The following is a 17,712-nucleotide window of genomic DNA, read 5'->3' on the forward strand; positions in this document are numbered from 1 at the left end:
CTTCCGCCGGCGCGCTCCTAGGCTGAAGTATGCATCTTTCTCTTGCCAACGCGGTGCTGGCCGCGGCAGCGGTGGCCACCACCGGCTGCGCCACGGTTCCGGAGGCCTGCACGCAGATCGCGGCCCGGTCCGGCGTCGGCGTTACCGTCGCCGCTGAACTTGCCCCGGAAGTCACCGGAGTGCATTTGATCGTCTGCTGGAGCGGGCAGTGCGTGGAGGACAGTGTGGAGCTGTCGCCGGGGACCATCGCCGTGGACCAGGGCTGCGAATCCCCCGGGCCCGGCGATACTGCTGGAACAGCCGGCGCTGCAGGAACGGCCGGGCCGGATACCGCCTGTTCGGCGGTGCTGGAACCGGACGGAACGCTGGTCGGTTTCCTGGACATCCCGGATCTCCCTGCGGAACAGCTGGAGATCACCGCCCTGGGCTCCACGGCCGACGGCGGCATGCTGCCGGAGCGGACGACGACGGCGCCCGCGGAGCTGGTCTTCCCCAACGGGCCAGGCTGCGGCGGCGAAGCGCCGCAGGTTTCGGTCAGGCTGGACCGGGACGGTCTTCACGCGGAGGACGACTGAGCCCTGGCCAGGCACAGGCGGGTCCGCCGGCTCAGAGCTCGCCGAAGCCGTTCCGGACCTCGTCTTCCACCAGCTGAACGGCCTTGACCGCATCCGGTCCGGTGGCCGTCATGCTCAGCGTTTTGCCCTGCCCCAGACCCAGCGTCATCAGCAGCATGACGGATTTCGCATCCACGCCATTGATCTGGACCTCCGCGTCCAGGTCCGCCATGGCCTGGGCGATGTGCGCCGCGGGCCGGGCATGCAGGCCCATCGGATTGATGATCTCCCACGAACCCTGGCTGGCCGCGGCCGGCGGGCCAGGCGCCTCCAGCCGCGCAGGCACCGCCAGCGCGCCTTCCGCCGCACTGGCCACCGCAGCCAGCTCTGCCCCGGTCTGGGCGGCAACCGCCGCCGCTACGGCCCCCTCGACCAGCGGTGCATCCGCCAGCCGCACCCGGGCCCGCTGCCCGTCGTCCAGGAATTCGAGTACCGCTTCCGCTGTCATGAGGGCCGAGCCCAGGTCCACCAGCACCACTGTCCCGGAGCCGGCGTCGGCGCAGGCGATGGCCGCCTGGACCTTACCGAAACTGGTGCCGATGCCGCCGTCGTCCGTTCCGCCGGCCGGCGCCAGCACAACGTCAGGTGCCATTTGGGCGGCGAGTTCACAGACGCCGTCGGCCAGCTTCGCACTGTGGGAAACGATCACCAGGCCAACCCGGACCGTCACGCGACCTCCCCGTCCGCGGCATCCGCGGCCGCCTGCAGGAGCAGGGCGGTGGAAACCGCACCGGGATCGCGGTGGCCGGCGCTCCGTTCGCCGAGGTAGCTGGCACGGCCCTTGCGCGCCACCAGCGGGTCGGTGGCCTCGGCCCCGGCCTTGGCCGCATTCGCTGCCGCGGCGAGCGTCTGCGGCGCGGTGGCCCCGGCTGCGGCGGCGGTGTCCGCCGCCTCGACGGCCGGCGTCCAGGCATCGACCATGGTCTTATCCCCGACCTCCGCCTTGCCGCGCGCCACGATACCGTCCCGGGCTGCGGTCAGCGCCGCGACGACGCCGGCCGGGTCCAGTTCCGCCGCGTCGCCGAGCGCGGTCGACGCCCGCAGATAGGCCGTGCCGTAGAGAGGGCCCGCGGCACCGCCGATCGTGGACATGAGGGTCATCGCGGCCAGCTTCAGCACGGCCGCGGGCGTGGCAAGCGTTGCGGCGTCGGATTCCAGCTTCGCCAGGACTGCCTGGAAGCCGCGGTCCATGTTCTCGCCGTGGTCCCCGTCCCCGATGGCCCGGTCCAGGTCGATCAGCAGCTTGCGGTTTTCGGCAATGACGGCGGCACTGCGCCGGAGCCAGCCCACCGTCCAGTCCGTATCCAGCCGCACGGGAACTGTTTCCATCCCCATCCTTCCTCAATGCATCCGCTAGACACCCCAGCGCAGCGCCGGTGTATGCACCGGCGAATCCCACAGTTCAAGCATTTCGTCGTCGAGCTTCAGGACGGTGACGGACGCCCCCTGCATTTCAAGCGCGGTGATGTAATTGCCCACCAGCGAGCGCGCCACGGTGATGCTCTGCTGGGCCAGCACCTCCGCCGCGTGCCGGTAGACGATGTACAGCTCGCTGGCCGGGGTTCCGCCCATGCCGTTGACGAACAGCAGCACCCTCTCTCCTGCGGCGGCACCCAGATCTGCGAGCACCGGCCCCAGCAGGCGGTCGGTGATGGCGTCGGCATCCTCAAGCGGAATGCGGTGTCGGCCCGGTTCGCCGTGGATGCCGATGCCTATCTCGATCTCATCCTCAGGCAGGTCAAAGCTCGGCTCGCCCGCATGCGGCACGGTGCAGGCTGAGAGCGCCACCCCCATGGACCGTACGTTTTCGTTGACGCGCCGGCCAAGGGCCGCGACGGCCTCCAGGCCATCGCCCCGTTCCGCCGCCGCGCCGGCAATACGTTCCACGAGCACCGTTCCGCCGACTCCACGCCGGCCTGCCGTAAACAGCGAATCTTCAACCGCAACGTCGTCGTTGACCAGCACGGTACGCACCATCACACCCTCGGCCTCCGCCAGTTCCGCGGCGGTTTCGAAGTTCAGCACGTCGCCCGTGTAGTTCTTCACGATCTGCACGACGCCGGCACCTCCATCCACTGCGACGGTCGCCGCGAGGATCTGGTCCGGGGTCGGCGAGGTGAAGACGGCACCCGGCACGGCGGCGTCGAGCATTCCCCGCCCCACATAACCGGCATGCAGCGGTTCGTGACCGCTGCCGCCGCCGGAAACCAACCCGACCTTCCCCTGCACCGGCGCGTCCCTGCGAGTAATGAAGGTGGGATCGCTGTGGACGGTGACCAGCTCCGCGTGCGCCAGGCCAAAGCCTTCCAGGGACTCGTCCACCACAGCCTTCGGATCATTGATGAGCTTCTTCACGAATGAACCCCTCTTTGCGGTTACGGCCCGTCCGCGGCTGCGCCCGGCGGCCACCTGTCCACCTTAACCCGGCGGCATGTGCGGGAACAGAGCTTCCGGAGACTGGTGGAAAGGCTGCTTAAATGCCTGCGGGAGAGGCAATTGCCCCTCCCACAGTCCGGTCAGCGGACTTCCGTCATGGCTTGTCCTTGTTGGTCGCGTCCTTGAACGCGTCCTTGACATCCTCGCCGGCGTTCTTCACGTCCGCCTTGGCCTGGTCCATTTTGCCTTCAGATTCCATACTGCGGTCATCCGTGGCGCCGCCGACGCCTTCCTTGGCCTTGCCCTTTGCCTTCTCGGCTGCGTTCTCGATCCTGTCGCCAATACCCATCGTTTTTCTCCTTATCCAACTCGTCCAACGGCGTCGAACGGTTCAGCCGCCTTCATTCGGGGCGGATTCCGGTGGAGCTGGGGCGGATCACTGCTGCCCGAAGCGCTCCTGGGCACCATCAATAAGCTCGTTGGCCTTGCCGGCCAGGCCGCCCTGCTGGCCCTCATCGTTAAGATTCTGGTCGTCCGGGTTGCCCTGCGCGTTCTCGAATGCGTTCTGGGCGGTGTTCTTGATGTCTTCAAAACCCATGAAGTGACTCACTTTCGTTGTCGACACCAGCTCAACTCGTCGAGAAGAACCGTTAGCATCCAAAGGAATACTAAGTTTGCTTAGCATAACCCTGCTGATGGTTTATTCGCCACCCGCCCCGCCATACTGTCGGCATGACCGTCGCCGTTGAGCAGGCCATCTCCAATATGATCGGCTGGTGCAGGGTACTGTGCCGGACCTGATGACCAGCCAACGCGGGGTGTTGCCGACGACCGCCACCGGAATGCTCGGCGGCAGGTACGACGCCTCCGTCATGGACAGTTATGCCGAAATGGCGCTGGCGCGCGGCCAGAAGCGCCTGGCCGAGGCGGCGGGCTTCCGCAGCGTGGGCAAATACACCGTGTGGCTTCGGAATTCCTGACGAACGCCCGGCTCAGAAGTTCCGGATCATCCGGGTGTTGCCCAGCGTATTGGGTTTGACCCGGGCCAGGTCGAGGAACTCCGCCACGCCCTCGTCATGCGAGCGCAGCAGCTCGGAATAGACCTCCGGGTCCACCGCGGACTGGTCCGCCATGACCTCGAAGCCGTGCCGCTTGAAGAACTCCACCTCGAAGGTCAGGCAGAAGACGCGGCGCACACCCAGCTGGCGTGCGTCCTCCAACAGTTGCTCCACGAGCGCATGGCCCACTCCCTTGCCCCGCCAGCTGTCCGCGCTGGCCAGGGTGCGGACCTCGGCCAGATCCTCCCACATCACGTGCAGGGCGCCGCAGCCGATGACTTCGCCCTCGCCGGACTCGGCGATCCGGAATTCCTGCAGGCTTTCGTAGTAGGCCACCGCCTCCTTCTGCAGCAGCACGCGGCCTTCGGCCAGCGGTGCCACCAGCCGGCGGATGTGCGCCACGTCGGAGGTGCGGGCGGGCCGGACGCTGAAGGAAGAAGCCATAGGGGAATCCTACGTCCGCCCTACAGTCCCAGCTCCGCAGGCAATCCGATCTCCTCGCCGAGGACGTGCCGGGCCAGGAAGTTCTCCACCACCGAATACCAGACCTTGACATGCTGGGGCTTGAGGACCCAGTGGTTCTCATCCGGAAAGTACAGGAAGCGATGCGCCGTCGCCCCGCTCGCATCGGCCGCCAGCCGGGACTTGGACAGCAGTTCGTACCACAGCCGCAGCCCCTCGCTGATCGGGACGCGGTAGTCCTTGTCCCCGTGGACCACCAGCATCGGCGTGCCGATCCGCTCCACATTGTGGTGCGGCGAATACCTGGCCGCCATTTCCGGCGTCATTTCCCGCTCCCAGTAGTGGGAATAGTCGGTGGTGGGCCCGAACTGATCCAGCGCCCAGAGGCTGGCGTGGGTGACGATCGCGTTGAAGCGGTCCGTCTGCCCCGCCACCCAGTTGGCCATGTAGCCGCCGAAGGATCCGCCCATGGCCGCAGTCCGGGTTTCGTCCAGGTCCGGCCGTTCCAGCATGGCATCGGTGATGGCCATCAGGTCCGTGTACGGAGCTCCGCCCCACTGGCCCCAGCCGCGCTGGATGAAGTCCTGGCCGTAGCCAGTGGACAGCGCGGGATCCGGCAGCAGTACGGCATACCCCTTCGCGGCCAGCAGCCAGGGGTTCCAGCGCCAGCTCCAGCTGTTCCAGGAGCTGAGCGGCCCGCCGTGGATCCATACCAGCAGCGGCGTCGGCTCCTCCGGGTGCACGCCCGCCAGGTCGGCGCCCTCGGGCAGGGCCAGCCAGCCGCGCACGCGGCGGCCGTCCGCCGTCGTTGTTTCCACTTCCTCGATGCGGCCCGGCAGCTTGGGCCGCGCCGCCGGCGCGGGCAGGGCCACGGTATCCCCGGTGGCCAGGTCGATCCGCACCGCTTCGGGCGGGAATGCGTACGAGCTGCGCAGCGCGTACGCCGTCCGCCCGTCCGGCGCCACCGCCACGTCGGTGTAGGCCGCGTCGTCCCGGGTCACCTGCCTGACCTGCCCGGTGGCGGCCTCGATAGTGAAGACGGGCGCCCGGCCGTTGTCATCGGCGGTGACGACGACGGCGGAACCGTCCGGCAGCCACGCCCACGGATGCGGCCAGCGGTCCCAGTCCGCCGCCAGCGGCAACGGCTCGCCGCCGTCGACCGGCAGCAGTTCCAGCTTGGTGCGCGGCGCAGCGGTGGCACTGCCGACGGTCTCGCGGACTACGACGACGGTCTGGCCGTCCGGACTCACCGGCCCCGGTTCCAGGTAGGCGTCATCGTCCTCGAGAATGACGCGACGTTCACCGGTGGCGACGTCGATCCGCGCCAGCGCCCAGCGGTCATCCGCTTTGGCCCGGGGCGTGGTGAGTTTGGTGAAGACCGCGGTGCCATCGGGGCTGAGCACCGGATGGGCCTCGCGCAGGGCCGGCCCGGCGCCGGCGGTGATGTCCCGGAGCTTCAGCGGCACCTCGGCGTCCACGGTGGCGGGCAACAGCGACTCCCGCTTGCCCGTCTCGACGGCGAAGAAATGCGGCTCCCCGGGACCCAGATCCATGTCCCAGAAACGGACGGGGTAGCCCGAGTGCAGGATGGCGCCGACCTTCCGGTCCTTGCGCGCCTTGCGCCGGCCGGCGTCGTCCTCTTCGCTGCGGGAACCGGGCAGCACTTCAGCGGTGACGACGGCGGTGTCCGCGGCCCGCGCCGCGGTGATCCCGGAGATTCCGCCCGGACGGGAGAGGACCACGCGGGCCTCGCCGCCCTGGGCCGGAAGCTTCCACAGGGCCACTACCTCCTCGTCACCGTCCTGGCTGGCGCCATTCTCAGGGTCCGGGCGGGAGGAGGTGAAGAGCAGATCCCCGTTGGCCAGGAAGGCCGCGCCGGATTCACCCTTGGCGCTGCGGGTAATGCGGCGGGCCGCACGTTTGCCGGCGGGATCCAGCTCCCACAGCGCGGTGGTGTAGGAGGTGGACTTGGTATCGAGGGTGGCCACGGTCGTGACCAAGCGCGTGCCGTCCGTGCTCAGCGCCAGCCCGCTCACCCGCGGCAGCGCAATGTAATGGTCCAGGTCATGGAACGGAGTGGCGGGGCCGCGGGATGCCTTCGAATCTGTCATGCTCCACCCCTACCACTGATATGGGCCGGTGCACAGGGTTCCGGGGCAGTGCAAGGGGGAGCAATGCAGGGGCCTAGACCGCCGCGGGGCCGCGTTCCCCCGTGCTGACCCGGATCACCTGGCTGACCGGGACCACCCAGACCTTGCCGTCCCCCGTCCGGCCGGTGTGGGCGGCGGCAACAATCTCGTTGACGAGCCACTCCACGTCCTCGTCATTGGCCAATACCTCAAGGCGGACCTTCTCCACCGAATCCACCCGGTATTCGGCGCCGCGGTAGCTCTCCACGTGCCCGCGCTGGCGTCCGATGCCGGAGGCGCTGGAAATCGTCATGCCGCTGACCCCCATGCCGGCCAGCGCCGCCTTGACCGGCTCCAGCTTGCCCGGCTGGATGACGGCGGTGATCAAGTGCATTGCGGCCGGCTACTTCAGTTCCGCCAGCTTGGCTTTCCAGAAGGTCCGCCAGTGCTCCAGCTGCTCGGGCGATTCCAGCCGCTCATGCTGCAGGCTCAGCGCCGACTTTCCGGGCGTCTTCTCATAGATGTTCACATTGACCCGCGAACCATCCGCCAGTCCGCAGCGCCAGTAGCGCCACTTGGCCGAATCGCTCAGCTCCGGTCCGCGCGAGACGGCGATGCCGGAGAACCCGTCCGCGTCGCCCAGCAGGGCAATCCATTTGTCCCGGGCCTCGTCCATTGATCCGGCCACCGTCTTGCTCACGGAGGTCTGGAACTCGCCGTCGCAGTCCTGGCCGGGCATGCGCCGGCCGATCTGCTGCTCGTAGGCAACCGTCGCTGACTGCGCCCACCAGCCGTCGGCGATCCCAGCCTCGTGCAGGGCCGCGGCAATCTCCTTATGGGAAAGATCCGGGGCCTTGATTCCGGCCAGGAATTTCTCGACTTCCGCCCACGGACGGCCAATGCCGTTCTCGATGGCTTCGATGTTCATGCTGCGGACCATGGCTTCTCCTTACGGGCACAGGAATGCCCCGTCCCCGGACAACCCGGGGACGGGGCAGACGGCAATCAGCTGGATACTTCCTCGAGTGCCTTCGGCTGGCTGTGGCCGGCGAAGACGAACTTCGCGTCGTCCCCCTCGCCTTCCACGTCCACCGAGACGATCTCGCCGGACTTGAGTTCGCCGAAGAGGATCTTCTCGGAGAGCTGGTCCTCGATGTCGCGCTGGATTGTGCGGCGCAGCGGACGGGCACCCATGGTCGGGTCGTAGCCGCGGGTGGCCAGCAGGACCTTGGCGGCCGGGCTGAGCTCGATGCTCATGCCCTTGTCCGCGAGCCGGAGCTGCAGGCGGGCGACCATCAGGTCCACGATCTCGACGATCTCCTCCTGGGTCAGCTGCGGGAACACCACGACGTCATCGACACGGTTGAGGAACTCGGGGCGGAAGTGCTGCTTGAGCTCTTCCTGGACCCGTGCCCGCATCCGCTCGTAGCCGGTCTTGGTGTCTGTCCCGGACTGGAAGCCGGTGGGGACGCCCTTTGAGATGTCGCGGGTTCCAAGGTTGGTGGTCATGATGATCACCGTGTTCTTGAAGTCCACGACCCGGCCCTGGCTGTCCGTCAGGCGGCCGTCTTCAAGGATCTGCAGCAGCGAGTTGAACAGGTCCGCGTGGGCCTTCTCCACCTCGTCGAACAGCACTACGGAGAACGGCCGGCGGCGGACCTTCTCGGTCAACTGGCCGCCCTCCTCGTAGCCGACGTAGCCCGGAGGGGCACCGAAGAGGCGGGAAACCGTGTGCTTCTCGGAGTACTCGGACATGTCCAGGGTGATCAGGGCGTCCTCTTCGCCGAAGAGGAACTCCGCCAGCGCCTTGGCCAGCTCCGTCTTGCCGACGCCCGTCGGCCCGGCGAAGATGAACGAGCCGCCCGGACGCTTGGGATCCTTTAGGCCGGCACGGGTGCGGCGGATCGCCTGGGACAGGGACCTGATGGCTTCGTCCTGGCCGATCACGCGCTTGTGGAGCTCCTGCTCCATGTGCAGCAGGCGGGTGGACTCTTCCTCCGTCAGCTTGAAGACCGGGATGCCGGTGGAGTTCGCCAGCACCTCGGCGATCAGATCGTCGTCGACCTCGGCGATATCGTCAAGGCCGCCGCTCTTCCACTGGCGTTCCTTGTCCGCCCGCTGCTCCTGCAGCTTCAGCTCCTTGTCCCGCAGCGAGGCGGCGCCCTCGAAGTCCTGCGCGTCGATCGCGGACTCCTTCTCCTTCTTCAGGTCGGCGATGCGCTCGTCGATCTCCTTCAGCTCCGGCGGGGCCGTCATCCGGCGGATGCGCAGCCGCGCGCCCGCCTCGTCGATCAGGTCGATTGCCTTGTCCGGCAGGAAGCGGTCGGAAATGTAGCGCTCGGCCAAGGTCGCGGCGGCCGCCAGCGCGCCGTCGGTGATGGACACGCGGTGGTGGGCCTCGTAACGGTCGCGCAGGCCCTTGAGGATCTCGATGGTGTGGGCCACGGAGGGTTCCTGCACCTGGATCGGCTGGAAGCGCCGCTCCAGAGCGGCGTCCTTCTCGATGTGCTTGCGGTACTCATCCAGCGTGGTCGCACCGATGGTCTGCAGTTCACCGCGGGCCAGCATCGGCTTCAGGATCGACGCTGCATCAATGGCGCCTTCGGCGGCACCGGCGCCCACCAGCGTGTGGATCTCGTCGATGAAGAGGATGATGTCCCCGCGGGTACGGATCTCCTTCAGGACCTTCTTCAGCCGCTCTTCGAAGTCGCCGCGGTAGCGGGACCCTGCCACCAGGGAACCGAGGTCGAGGGTGTAGAGCTGCTTGTCCTTCAGCGTCTCCGGAACATCGCCGCGGACGATCAACTGGGCCAGGCCCTCGACGACGGCGGTCTTGCCGACGCCGGGCTCGCCGATCAGGACCGGGTTGTTCTTGGTGCGGCGGGAGAGGACCTGCATGACGCGTTCCATCTCATGCGCACGGCCGATCACCGGGTCCAGCTTCGCCTCGCGGGCAGCCTGGGTCAGGTTGCGCCCGAACTGGTCCAATACCACGGACCCGGCGGGCGTGCCCTCCTGCTGCTGGCCGCCGGAGGTGACCGGCTCCTTGCCCTGGTAGCCGGAGAGCAGCTGGATGACCTGCTGGCGGACGCGGTTTAGGTCCGCCCCCAGCTTCACCAGCACCTGGGCCGCCACCCCTTCGCCCTCACGGATGAGGCCGAGCAGGATGTGCTCAGTGCCAATGTAGTTATGTCCGAGCTGCAAAGCCTCACGCAGGGAGAGCTCAAGCACCTTCTTGGCGCGCGGCGTGAAGGGGATGTGGCCGGATGGGGCCTGCTGGCCCTGGCCGATGATCTCCTGAACCTGTTCGCGCACGGCACCGAGGGAAATACTCAGCGACTCCAGGGCCTTGGCGGCAACACCCTCGCCCTCATGGATGAGGCCGAGCAGGATGTGCTCGGTGCCAATGTAGTTGTGGTTGAGCATGCGGGCCTCTTCCTGGGCCAGCACGACAACACGTCGGGCACGGTCGGTAAATCTCTCAAACATGAGGCGCTCCTTGCTACTGCGTATTCTGATGCTACGACGGCGCAAGGGCCTGTGGTGGTTTGTTCGCCACGGGCGTGAATAAGACGCTTGCGGTTCCCCGGTCTTGACTTACTCCCCTTGACTTCCGCCCTATGCGTGGGCGCGGCGGTACGCCTCCACGATCCCGCTCTGCACACGGCCGCGTTCACTGATGGTGTAGCCGTTGGCCCGGGCCCACTCGCGGATCTGGGCTGCTTCCTGGTTGCGGGCCGGCCCCGGCTTGGCCTTTCCGGCCGCCGCACGCGCGGTCACTTTGCGGCTCTTATCCGTATAGGGCCTGACCAGCTCGCGGAAAGCCTTGGCATTCTTTTCGGAAAGATCAATTTCATACTGGGACCCGTCCAGCGAGAACCGCACCGTTTCATCCGCCGTGCCGCCGTCAATATCGTCCACGAGAATGATCTTTACCTGCTGCGCCACGAAAACTCCTCATAGATGGAATCATCAATTACCGGTGAATTAATGCTTACCCCCGGGTAAATTATGGCCCATCGGAAATGGCGCGTCAAAGAATGCTAGGAATTGTCCTTCCGCTGTTTCCGGTGCTCCGCTTCGGCTAATGCCTTCCGCTCCGAACGGTCGGCGTTGAAAACCGCGCGCATGGCGACGTAGAAAACTGCGCCGACACAAACCGACGGGAGAAGTACTGCTATATATTCCATCACTATCCTTGTCTCGGTCCGGCGGGACCGGCCCGCCGCCTATTCCGGCTTCATCAGCGGGAAAAGAATCGTTTCCCGGATTCCCAGCCCGGTGAACAGCATGACCAGCCGGTCAATACCCAGGCCCAGGCCGCCCATCGGCGGGGCGCCGTATTCAAGGGCGCGCAGGAAGTCCTCATCCAGCTGCATTGCTTCCACGTCCCCCGCCGCGGCCAGCGCGGACTGCGCTGTCAGGCGTTCACGCTGGATGACGGGATCCACCAGTTCGGAGAATGCGGTGCCGCGCTCCATCCCGCCAATAATCAGGTCCCATGCCTCGATCAGCCGGCCGTCCTTGCGGTGCGGGCGGGCCAGCGGCTGGGCGGACGGCGGATAATCGCAGACGAAAGTCGGCTGAATGAGCGTGGGCTCGACGATTTCCCCGAAAAGTTCGACCACCAGCTTTTCCGCGTCCCACGCCGGATCGAAGACCACCTCGAATTCCATGGCCAGGGCCTGCAGGGTGGCAATATCGGTATCCGGCGTGATTTCCCGGCCCACCGCCTTGGACAGGCCCGGATAAACCGGCAGCCACGTCCAGTCCGCGTCAAGATCAATGTCGCCGGCCGGGGTGGAAATTACCCGGCTGCCGACGGCGTCGGCGCAGGCCAGAATAATCCGGCGCATGAGTTCGGCCATCGTGTATTGATCGCCATAGGCTTCATAAGCCTCCAGCGTCGTAAATTCCGGGCTGTGGGTGGAATCCACCCCTTCATTGCGGAAAACACGCCCAATTTCGTAAACGCGCTCCACCCCGCCCACGACGGCGCGCTTCAGGAAAAGTTCCGTGGCAATGCGCAGAGTCATCGGCTGGTCGAATGCATTCAAATGCGTGCCGAAAGGACGTGCTGTCGCACCGCCGTGGATGAGCTGCAGAATAGGGGTTTCGATTTCCAGATAATCAGCGCTGTTAAGCGTATCCCGGACAGCGCGGATAACGGCGGCCCGGGTCCGGACGGTATTGCGGGCGGACTCGCGGACGATCAGGTCAACGTAGCGCTGGCGGACGCGGTTTTCCTCGGACAGCTCGTTATGCAGGGTCGGCAGCGGCCGCAGGGACTTGGACGCCATCTGCCAGGCATCCGCCATGACGGACAGCTCGCCGCGCTTGGAGCTGATGACCTCGCCGCGGATGAATACGTGGTCGCCCAGGTCAACCAGTGCCTTCCAGTCGGCGAGCGCTTGCTCGCCGATATTCGCCAGGCTGAGCATGGCCTGCAGCCGGGTGCCGTCGCCCTCCTGGAGCGTGGCAAAGCACAGCTTGCCGGTGTTGCGGATGAAGACCACCCGCCCGGCGACGCCCACGATCTCCCCGGTGGTCTCGTCAGCCTGCAGATGTCCGTACTTTTCGCGGACCTGCGCCAGGGTGTGCGTGCGGTCGACCCCCACCGGATAGGCCTCATGGCCGCGTTCCAGCAGTCGGGCACGCTTGTCCATGCGGATATGCATCTGTTCGGATGCGTCGGCGGCTTCCGGCTGCAGTTCTGGCTTCAGGGGAGGGGTTTGCTTCGTCACGGTATATAAGTTTACGGGCATTAAGCAGGCATCCGGCCCGCCCGGCCCGGAACGGGACGGGAACCGGCCCGGAGGTCAGCCGCCGAGCGGCATATTGTCGATCAGCCGCACCGCACCGACCTTGGCTGCGATCAGGGCCAGCGCCTCGCCCGTGAAAGGGGTGTCCTGGCAGTTAAAGGCCAGCGGTTCAAGCGTGTCCGGATCAACGACGTCGAAATAGTCCAGTTCCACCAGCGGCTGGCTGCGGACCATCGCTTCAGCGGACTGCAGGTCCAGCGGCTTGCGTGCGGCCGCCCGTTCCTTCAGCAGCCGCAGCGCCCGGGACAGCACCAGCGCCGCTTCCCGCTGGTCCTCGTCCAGGAAGCGGTTGCGGCTGGAGAGCGCCAGCCCGTCGCTGTCCCGGACCGTCGGCACGCCCACGATATCCACCGGAAAATCCAGGTCATCCACCATGCGGCGCACCAGCGCCAGCTGCTGGGCGTCCTTCTGCCCAAAATACGCCCGGTAGTCGGCCGGCAGGGCGGGAGCCCCGGCGTGCAGCAGCTTGGCAACCACGGTCAGCGCGCCGTCGAAATGGCCCGGCCGGGAAGCGCCCTCGAACTTCTCCCCCAGTGCACCCGAGCTCACCCGCACCAGCGGCGCGCCGCCCGGGTACATCTCCTCCACAGCCGGGGCGAACACTATGTCCACGCCGCACTCGCCAAGGATCTGCAGGTCCGCCTCCAGGGTGCGCGGGTAGCGCTCCAAGTCCGCCGCCTCGCCGAACTGCAGCGGGTTCACGAAGATACTGGCGACGACGACGTCGTTGGCCTCCCGCGCGGCCGCCGCCAGCGCCTGGTGGCCGGCATGCAGCGCGCCCATGGTCGGGACCAGGGCCTGGCCGGGATGCCGGTCGCGGCGGGCGGCGGTGAACTCCTGGAGCAGTTCCGCGCTGGCGGCCTTCAGCTCGGCATGGGTCTTGACAAGGCGGGGCAGCGCCGTCACTGGTCCGGTCCTTCCGTTGGGTTGCTCAACGCTTGAATAATAGCCGCGGCCTGGGCCTCGTTCAGCAGCCCGCGGGACAGCGCCCGCATCGCCGTCGCCCTGGCCATCGCCTGGTAGGCGGCGCGGATATCCGCCGGACCGCCGTCGGCCTCATGGGCAACCAGCGCTCCGCGGTGGGCCCGGACCGTCCCAACGTCGCCGCGCGCCACCGGGCCGGTGAGCACCCCCTCCCCTGCCGCCAACGCGTTTTCCAAGGACGCCCGCATCAGCGGGCCCAGCAGCCGGTCCGGCTGCTCCACGCCGATATCCTGCAGCAGCTGGGCGGACTGGGCGGTGATCGTGACCAGATGGTTCGAGGCGTGTGCCAGTGCGCAGTGGTACAGCACCCGGTCGCGCTCCTCGATCACCACCGGTTCGGCCCCCATCTCCACCACGAGCGCCTGGGCGATGGGCAGCACGGCCGCGGGCGCCGTCACGCCGAACGAAGAGTCCGCCAGCCGGGTCAGGTCCAAGCTCATGCCGGTGAAGGTCATCGCCGGATGCAGCGCCAGCCCAATCGCGCCCCTGGCCCGGGCCGGCGCCAGCACCTCCGTGCCGTAGCGGCCGGAGGTGTGGACCACCAGCTGCCCTGCCTGCCAGGCACCGGTTGCGGCCAGGCCGCCCACCAGCTCCGCCAGGGCGTCATCCGGAACCGCCAGCAGCACCAGTTCGGCCCGCTCGATGATTTCGGGGATCTCCAGCACCGGCACACCGGGGAGCAGGTTTTCGGCCCGCTCGCGGCTCGCCTCCGAAACGGCGGAAACTCCGACGACGGCGTGCCCCGCCGCCCGCAGGGCCGCACCGAGGACGGCGCCCACCTTGCCGGCCCCGACCACCCCGACGCCCAGCCGCCCCGGCCTCCGCGATGCGTCACTCATGCTGTTGGTCCTCCTTCGCCGGGAGCGTCCGGGTGGGTTTCGACCCGCTCGTGCCTCGCTCCCTCAACCACCGGGGGCATGGCAGGCGGGGTTTCGAGCCAGTGGTCCCGGTCGTGCAACCGGCGCGCCTGGCGCGCACGCTCGGCCTGCTCGTCGAACAGCCGCAGGGCGGCATCGGTCCCCGCCTGGACCACGCGCGGGGACACCGGTCCCGGCGTCGAATGCAGCACCAGATCCGCCACCTTGCAAAGCCGGGCCAGCGGCCCCTGGTGCAGGGCCATGGACTGGATCCGTTCGTGCGGCACCACGTCGAGGCCGCGCCAGAACACTCCGGACCTGATGAGCAGCGCGGTGCCCGTCACGGCGAAGCCATTGCGCCGCCAGGAAATGGGCGCCAGCCAGCGGGCACGCCGTGGAGTGGTGACAAAACCGCCGTCGTGGTTCCGGCCCTGCAGCCCGGCTGTGAAGACCGCCACCGGATCCGCGCTCCCGGGATCCGGCAGCACCAGCGCCAGCATCTGCATGACTTCCTCGCGGGTGCCCACCGGAAGCAGTGTCGTCCGGCCCGAATTTTCGGCGCTCAGGCCGTAGCCGGCCACATTGACCTGCATCTTGTACCAGCCCGCGATGCGCCACAGCGGGGACTGCGTGATGGCCACCGCCTGCACGCGCCCCGGCGGTACCGTCTGCGCGCGGGTATCCAGCAGGCCGTACCGCAGCCGAAGACCGTCCGGCGAGATGGCGGCGCGGAAATTGAAGCCGGTGCTGAAGACACTCCAGTAGGAGGCCAGCACCGCGATCACCACCGGGACCACGGCAGCGGCGCTCAGCGGCTGCCAGAAGGCCGCGGCCGCTCCGGCGGCAATGATGGCTGCCAGCAGCAGGACCGTGGCACCGGAGAGCACGGCGGCGCCCAGGATCCGGCCGGGCCGCAGTTCCAGGATCTGGTGTTCGGGCGCCTCGGGCACCGCGTCCGGCCGCTCCGGATCGAGCGTGAGGCCCGCGGCCCGGGCCAGGATGGTGGCGCGCAGCTGCTGGGCCTCGCCGAGGCGCAGGAAGGCCAGCCGCACGGCGGATTCGCCGGCGTCGGCCACTTCGAATTTGAGCTCGGCCAGGGAGAAGACCCGGGCCAGGAAGGGCTGCACAACGTCGATGGCCTGGACCCGGTCCAGCCGCGCCTGCCGGTTCTGCCGGAAGACGACCCCGGAGTTGACCTTCACGTGCTCCTCGGTGACCTGGTACCGCGTGAAGTACCAGGACAGGAAGAAGCCGCCGCCGACCAGCAGGAGCGCCAGCAGGATGATCCCGATGGCCCAGGGCAGACGGTCCCCGAGCTCCGTGGGCAGGCCGAAGACGGGCTCGCCGGTGAACAGCCCTTCAAACCAGTCACGGCCGAAGATGAAGGCAAAGGCCAGCAGGGCGATCCAGCCGCGGACCAGCGGCGAGATCGGATGGACACGGTGCCATTCCTCCGGGGCATCGGGCACCGGCCCGGGTGCAGGGCCCGGTCCTGGCTCCGGCGTGCTCATAGCCCGGCCAGCCTGGCCTCGCCCCGGGTGGAGAGCTGCTCACGCAGGCGCGCGCCCTCCTCGGCCGGAAGCCCGGGAATGACCGCGTTGGTGCCGGGGGCTGCGGTGTGCAGCTTCAGCGAAGCCAGCCCGAAAGCGCGCTCCAGCGGGCCGACCGCGACGTCCACGTACTGCATGCGGCCGTACGGGACCACCAGGGTCCGCTGGAAAAAGATCCCGCGGCGGATCAGCAGGTCCTCGTGGCGTTCGGCATAGCCGATGGCGCGGACCTGGCGGGGAACCAGCAGCCCGCGCCACAGCGCAAGGGCCAGGGCGCCGGCGGCCAGCAGCCACGCCAGCCACCCGGGGAATCCGGGCCAGATGTCCAGCGTCCGCAGCACCAGCGGAACGGAAAAGACCGCGACGTTGACCAGCGCGCTGATAGCCCAGCCGATCAGCCTGACCGTGATGTACTTCGGGGACACCCGGCGCCACTGGATCCCGGCTGGATCGATCGGTTCGCTAGGCATATTCGCCCTCCCCGTCCGCCGTGGAGGCGTCCTCGTCGGCCGGGTTCATGTCCTCCGGCGGCAGCTTGCAGAAGCGCTCCACCACGAGTCCGACGACGACCATCACCGCGCCGCCGCCCATCATGGCCAGTGCGTCCAGGGTGGGCTGCTGGGTGCTGCGCACGCTCCACAGCGTCAGCTGGTCAATGAAAATGCCGGTGTGCCAGCCGAACAGCAGCGCCCCGGCGTAGGCCGTCGCCTGCGCCAGCACCAGCGTGCGGGCAGCGAGGATGGGGTCCAGCGGATGGTCCCGCTTGCCGTTGCGCCAGCGCAGCACCCGGATGCCCAGCACCAGGGTGAAGACCACAATGAAGAGCATGGTCAGCAGGGAACTGAGGTGCAGCACCGGAACGGGGTAGCCGTTGCGGTTGGCCCAGAGGTTGGCCGCCCAGCCGATTCCGCAGAAAATCAGGATGATGATCGCCAGCCAGCTGAACTTGGTTGTCCTCACGGCTGTTCAGCCCTCAGAGCACCTTCGTAGAGCTGGAGGTCGCCGAAGTCCGCTGCCTGCGCCGCCAGCTGGCCGACGGGCACACCGTTCAGCGTCGCGGCCGAATCCATCCACGCCCACGGCTGGAGCACGAAGGCCCGTTCGTGGGCGCGCGGGTGGGGCAGGACCAGCGTGCCGTCGTCCATGGTCAGATCATCGTAGGTAATAATGTCCACGTCCAGGGTCCGCGGCCCCCACCGGACGTCCCGGACGCGATGGTGTTTGTCCTCCACCACGTGGCAGCGCGCCAGCAGTTCGTGCGGGCTGAGGTCCGTCTCCACCTCGATGACCATGTTGAGATAGTCCGACTGCTCCGGTCCGCCGACGGGCTTGGACACCACCACCGGGGATACCTCGACCAGCCTGACGTGGCGCGTGTCCACCAGGTCCGCGACGGCCAGGGACAAGGTGTCGTGGCTGGCGCCCAGGTTGCTGCCCAGGGCAAGTACTGCTCGGACCATCATGGGCGCTCCCGGTAAATAGTTATGGCGACATCGCCGAAGGGCACCTGGATCGGTGCCTTGGGTTTGTGGACGGTGACCTCGACGGCCGCGACGGCGAAGCTGTCCAGGACATGCCGGGCCAGCCGCTCGGCAAGCGTTTCGATCAAATTCAGCGGCTCGCCGGCGATGATGTCCGCTACCTGCTCGGCCAGCTCGCCGTAGTTGGCGGTCTTTGCCAGGTCGTCACTTTCCGCGGCCGCCCGGATGTCGGTATGCAGCACCACGTCAACGACAAAAGGCTGGCCTTCGCGGCGCTCATGGTCGAAGACACCGTGGTAGCCCACGGCCGTGATCCCGCTCAGCGAGATCCGGTCCCGCCGCAACGCCCGGTCCTCATTGACTTGCTGCAGCACGGTTA

At 67.6% G+C, this 17,712-nt stretch carries 21 protein-coding genes; 2 read left to right on the forward strand and 19 right to left on the reverse strand.

Annotated elements, in window-relative coordinates; all coding sequences use genetic code 11:
• Positions 1–29: 29 nt before the first annotated feature.
• Complete coding sequence (locus AC5RWU_RS06195; protein WP_494031353.1) at positions 30–575, forward strand: hypothetical protein; 546 nt, start codon at positions 30–32, stop codon at positions 573–575.
• Positions 576–606: 31 nt separating this feature from the next.
• Here AC5RWU_RS06195 and dhaM read toward each other — a convergent pair whose 3' ends face one another.
• The 5 genes from dhaM to AC5RWU_RS06220 all read right to left on the reverse strand — a co-directional run bounded on the left by dhaM (position 607) and on the right by AC5RWU_RS06220 (position 3,588).
• Positions 607–1,284 carry a dihydroxyacetone kinase phosphoryl donor subunit DhaM gene (gene dhaM, locus AC5RWU_RS06200; RefSeq protein WP_494031354.1) on the reverse strand — a complete coding sequence of 226 codons (678 nt, stop codon included), beginning with the start codon at positions 1,282–1,284 and terminating at the stop codon, positions 607–609.
• Positions 1,281–1,943: a dihydroxyacetone kinase subunit DhaL gene (gene dhaL / locus AC5RWU_RS06205; RefSeq protein ID WP_494031355.1), complete on the reverse strand. Its 663-nt coding sequence runs from the start codon at positions 1,941–1,943 to the stop codon at positions 1,281–1,283. Before dhaL ends, dhaM begins: the two co-directional genes overlap by 4 nt.
• A 24-nt stretch (positions 1,944–1,967) precedes the next feature.
• Positions 1,968–2,969: a dihydroxyacetone kinase subunit DhaK gene (gene dhaK / locus AC5RWU_RS06210; RefSeq protein WP_494031356.1), complete on the reverse strand. Its 1,002-nt coding sequence runs from the start codon at positions 2,967–2,969 to the stop codon at positions 1,968–1,970.
• A gap of 175 nt (positions 2,970–3,144) precedes the next feature.
• Positions 3,145–3,339 carry a CsbD family protein gene (locus AC5RWU_RS06215; RefSeq protein WP_494031357.1) on the reverse strand — a complete coding sequence of 65 codons (195 nt, stop codon included), beginning with the start codon at positions 3,337–3,339 and terminating at the stop codon, positions 3,145–3,147.
• 87 nt (positions 3,340–3,426) lie between these two features.
• Positions 3,427–3,588 (reverse strand): hypothetical protein, encoded by a 162-nt coding sequence (locus tag AC5RWU_RS06220; protein ID WP_494031358.1) that lies wholly within the window; start codon positions 3,586–3,588, stop codon positions 3,427–3,429.
• A gap of 178 nt (positions 3,589–3,766) precedes the next feature.
• On the opposite strand from AC5RWU_RS06220, the gene AC5RWU_RS06225 reads away from it, so the two are divergent.
• A complete protein-coding gene (locus AC5RWU_RS06225) occupies positions 3,767–3,970 on the forward strand; it encodes a hypothetical protein (RefSeq protein WP_494031359.1) in 204 nt (67 codons plus the stop codon).
• Positions 3,971–3,982: 12 nt separating this feature from the next.
• On the opposite strand, the gene AC5RWU_RS06230 is transcribed toward AC5RWU_RS06225, so the two are convergent.
• From AC5RWU_RS06230 to folB, 14 genes are all read right to left on the reverse strand, one after another.
• Positions 3,983–4,492, reverse strand: a complete 510-nt coding sequence (locus AC5RWU_RS06230) for an amino-acid N-acetyltransferase (RefSeq protein ID WP_494031360.1) — start codon at positions 4,490–4,492, stop codon at positions 3,983–3,985.
• A 20-nt stretch (positions 4,493–4,512) separates the two neighbouring features.
• Entirely contained in the window at positions 4,513–6,621 is a 2,109-nt protein-coding gene (locus AC5RWU_RS06235) for a prolyl oligopeptidase family serine peptidase (protein WP_494031361.1), read from the reverse strand.
• Between the two features lie 73 nt (positions 6,622–6,694).
• A complete protein-coding gene (locus AC5RWU_RS06240) occupies positions 6,695–7,033 on the reverse strand; it encodes a P-II family nitrogen regulator (protein ID WP_494031362.1) in 339 nt (112 codons plus the stop codon).
• Positions 7,034–7,042: 9 nt separating this feature from the next.
• Positions 7,043–7,579 (reverse strand): hypothetical protein, encoded by a 537-nt coding sequence (locus tag AC5RWU_RS06245; protein WP_494031363.1) that lies wholly within the window; start codon positions 7,577–7,579, stop codon positions 7,043–7,045.
• A 65-nt stretch (positions 7,580–7,644) separates the two neighbouring features.
• On the reverse strand, positions 7,645–10,128 hold the full coding sequence (locus AC5RWU_RS06250) for an ATP-dependent Clp protease ATP-binding subunit (protein ID WP_494031364.1): 2,484 nt from the start codon (positions 10,126–10,128) through the stop codon (positions 7,645–7,647).
• A gap of 129 nt (positions 10,129–10,257) precedes the next feature.
• On the reverse strand, positions 10,258–10,587 hold the full coding sequence (locus AC5RWU_RS06255; RefSeq protein WP_494031365.1) for a histone-like nucleoid-structuring protein Lsr2: 330 nt from the start codon (positions 10,585–10,587) through the stop codon (positions 10,258–10,260).
• 281 nt (positions 10,588–10,868) lie between these two features.
• Positions 10,869–12,404 (reverse strand): lysine--tRNA ligase, encoded by a 1,536-nt coding sequence (gene lysS / locus AC5RWU_RS06260; protein ID WP_494031366.1) that lies wholly within the window; start codon positions 12,402–12,404, stop codon positions 10,869–10,871.
• A gap of 54 nt (positions 12,405–12,458) precedes the next feature.
• Positions 12,459–13,367 carry a pantoate--beta-alanine ligase gene (gene panC / locus AC5RWU_RS06265; RefSeq protein WP_494031367.1) on the reverse strand — a complete coding sequence of 303 codons (909 nt, stop codon included), beginning with the start codon at positions 13,365–13,367 and terminating at the stop codon, positions 12,459–12,461.
• Complete coding sequence (locus AC5RWU_RS06270; RefSeq protein ID WP_494031368.1) at positions 13,364–14,284, reverse strand: Rossmann-like and DUF2520 domain-containing protein; 921 nt, start codon at positions 14,282–14,284, stop codon at positions 13,364–13,366. Before AC5RWU_RS06270 ends, panC begins: the two co-directional genes overlap by 4 nt.
• A complete protein-coding gene (locus AC5RWU_RS06275; protein WP_494031369.1) occupies positions 14,281–15,813 on the reverse strand; it encodes a PH domain-containing protein in 1,533 nt (510 codons plus the stop codon). The genes AC5RWU_RS06270 and AC5RWU_RS06275 overlap by 4 nt, the downstream gene beginning before the upstream one ends.
• Positions 15,810–16,322 (reverse strand): PH domain-containing protein, encoded by a 513-nt coding sequence (locus AC5RWU_RS06280; protein ID WP_494031370.1) that lies wholly within the window; start codon positions 16,320–16,322, stop codon positions 15,810–15,812. Before AC5RWU_RS06280 ends, AC5RWU_RS06275 begins: the two co-directional genes overlap by 4 nt.
• Positions 16,315–16,812 carry a DUF3180 domain-containing protein gene (locus AC5RWU_RS06285; RefSeq protein ID WP_494031371.1) on the reverse strand — a complete coding sequence of 166 codons (498 nt, stop codon included), beginning with the start codon at positions 16,810–16,812 and terminating at the stop codon, positions 16,315–16,317. Before AC5RWU_RS06285 ends, AC5RWU_RS06280 begins: the two co-directional genes overlap by 8 nt.
• Entirely contained in the window at positions 16,809–17,315 is a 507-nt protein-coding gene (gene folK / locus AC5RWU_RS06290; RefSeq protein ID WP_494031372.1) for a 2-amino-4-hydroxy-6-hydroxymethyldihydropteridine diphosphokinase, read from the reverse strand. The genes AC5RWU_RS06285 and folK overlap by 4 nt, the downstream gene beginning before the upstream one ends.
• The gene (gene folB, locus AC5RWU_RS06295; protein WP_494031373.1) at positions 17,312–17,707 is read right to left on the reverse strand and encodes a dihydroneopterin aldolase; all 396 of its coding nucleotides are present in this window, start codon (positions 17,705–17,707) and stop codon (positions 17,312–17,314) included. Before folB ends, folK begins: the two co-directional genes overlap by 4 nt.
• Positions 17,708–17,712: the final 5 nt, after the last annotated feature.

This window comes from Arthrobacter sp. B0427-1-12, from assembly GCF_059092905.1.

Excerpts from the sequence above, each read along its gene's own strand:
- AC5RWU_RS06195 (WP_494031353.1), top strand. The coding sequence starts at position 30 with ATGCATCTTTCTCTTGCCAACGCGGTGCTGGCCGCGGCAGCGGTGGCC.
- dhaL (WP_494031355.1), bottom strand. The coding sequence starts at position 1,943 with ATGGAAACAGTTCCCGTGCGGCTGGATACGGACTGGACGGTGGGCTGG.
- AC5RWU_RS06215 (WP_494031357.1), bottom strand. The coding sequence starts at position 3,339 with ATGGGTATTGGCGACAGGATCGAGAACGCAGCCGAGAAGGCAAAGGGC.
- AC5RWU_RS06220 (WP_494031358.1), bottom strand. The coding sequence starts at position 3,588 with ATGGGTTTTGAAGACATCAAGAACACCGCCCAGAACGCATTCGAGAAC.
- AC5RWU_RS06230 (WP_494031360.1), bottom strand. The coding sequence starts at position 4,492 with ATGGCTTCTTCCTTCAGCGTCCGGCCCGCCCGCACCTCCGACGTGGCG.
- AC5RWU_RS06235 (WP_494031361.1), bottom strand. The coding sequence starts at position 6,621 with ATGACAGATTCGAAGGCATCCCGCGGCCCCGCCACTCCGTTCCATGAC.
- AC5RWU_RS06240 (WP_494031362.1), bottom strand. The coding sequence starts at position 7,033 with ATGCACTTGATCACCGCCGTCATCCAGCCGGGCAAGCTGGAGCCGGTC.
- AC5RWU_RS06245 (WP_494031363.1), bottom strand. The coding sequence starts at position 7,579 with ATGGTCCGCAGCATGAACATCGAAGCCATCGAGAACGGCATTGGCCGT.
- AC5RWU_RS06250 (WP_494031364.1), bottom strand. The coding sequence starts at position 10,128 with ATGTTTGAGAGATTTACCGACCGTGCCCGACGTGTTGTCGTGCTGGCC.
- lysS (WP_494031366.1), bottom strand. The coding sequence starts at position 12,404 with ATGCCCGTAAACTTATATACCGTGACGAAGCAAACCCCTCCCCTGAAG.
- AC5RWU_RS06270 (WP_494031368.1), bottom strand. The coding sequence starts at position 14,284 with ATGAGTGACGCATCGCGGAGGCCGGGGCGGCTGGGCGTCGGGGTGGTC.
- AC5RWU_RS06275 (WP_494031369.1), bottom strand. The coding sequence starts at position 15,813 with ATGAGCACGCCGGAGCCAGGACCGGGCCCTGCACCCGGGCCGGTGCCC.
- AC5RWU_RS06280 (WP_494031370.1), bottom strand. The coding sequence starts at position 16,322 with ATGCCTAGCGAACCGATCGATCCAGCCGGGATCCAGTGGCGCCGGGTG.
- folK (WP_494031372.1), bottom strand. The coding sequence starts at position 17,315 with ATGATGGTCCGAGCAGTACTTGCCCTGGGCAGCAACCTGGGCGCCAGC.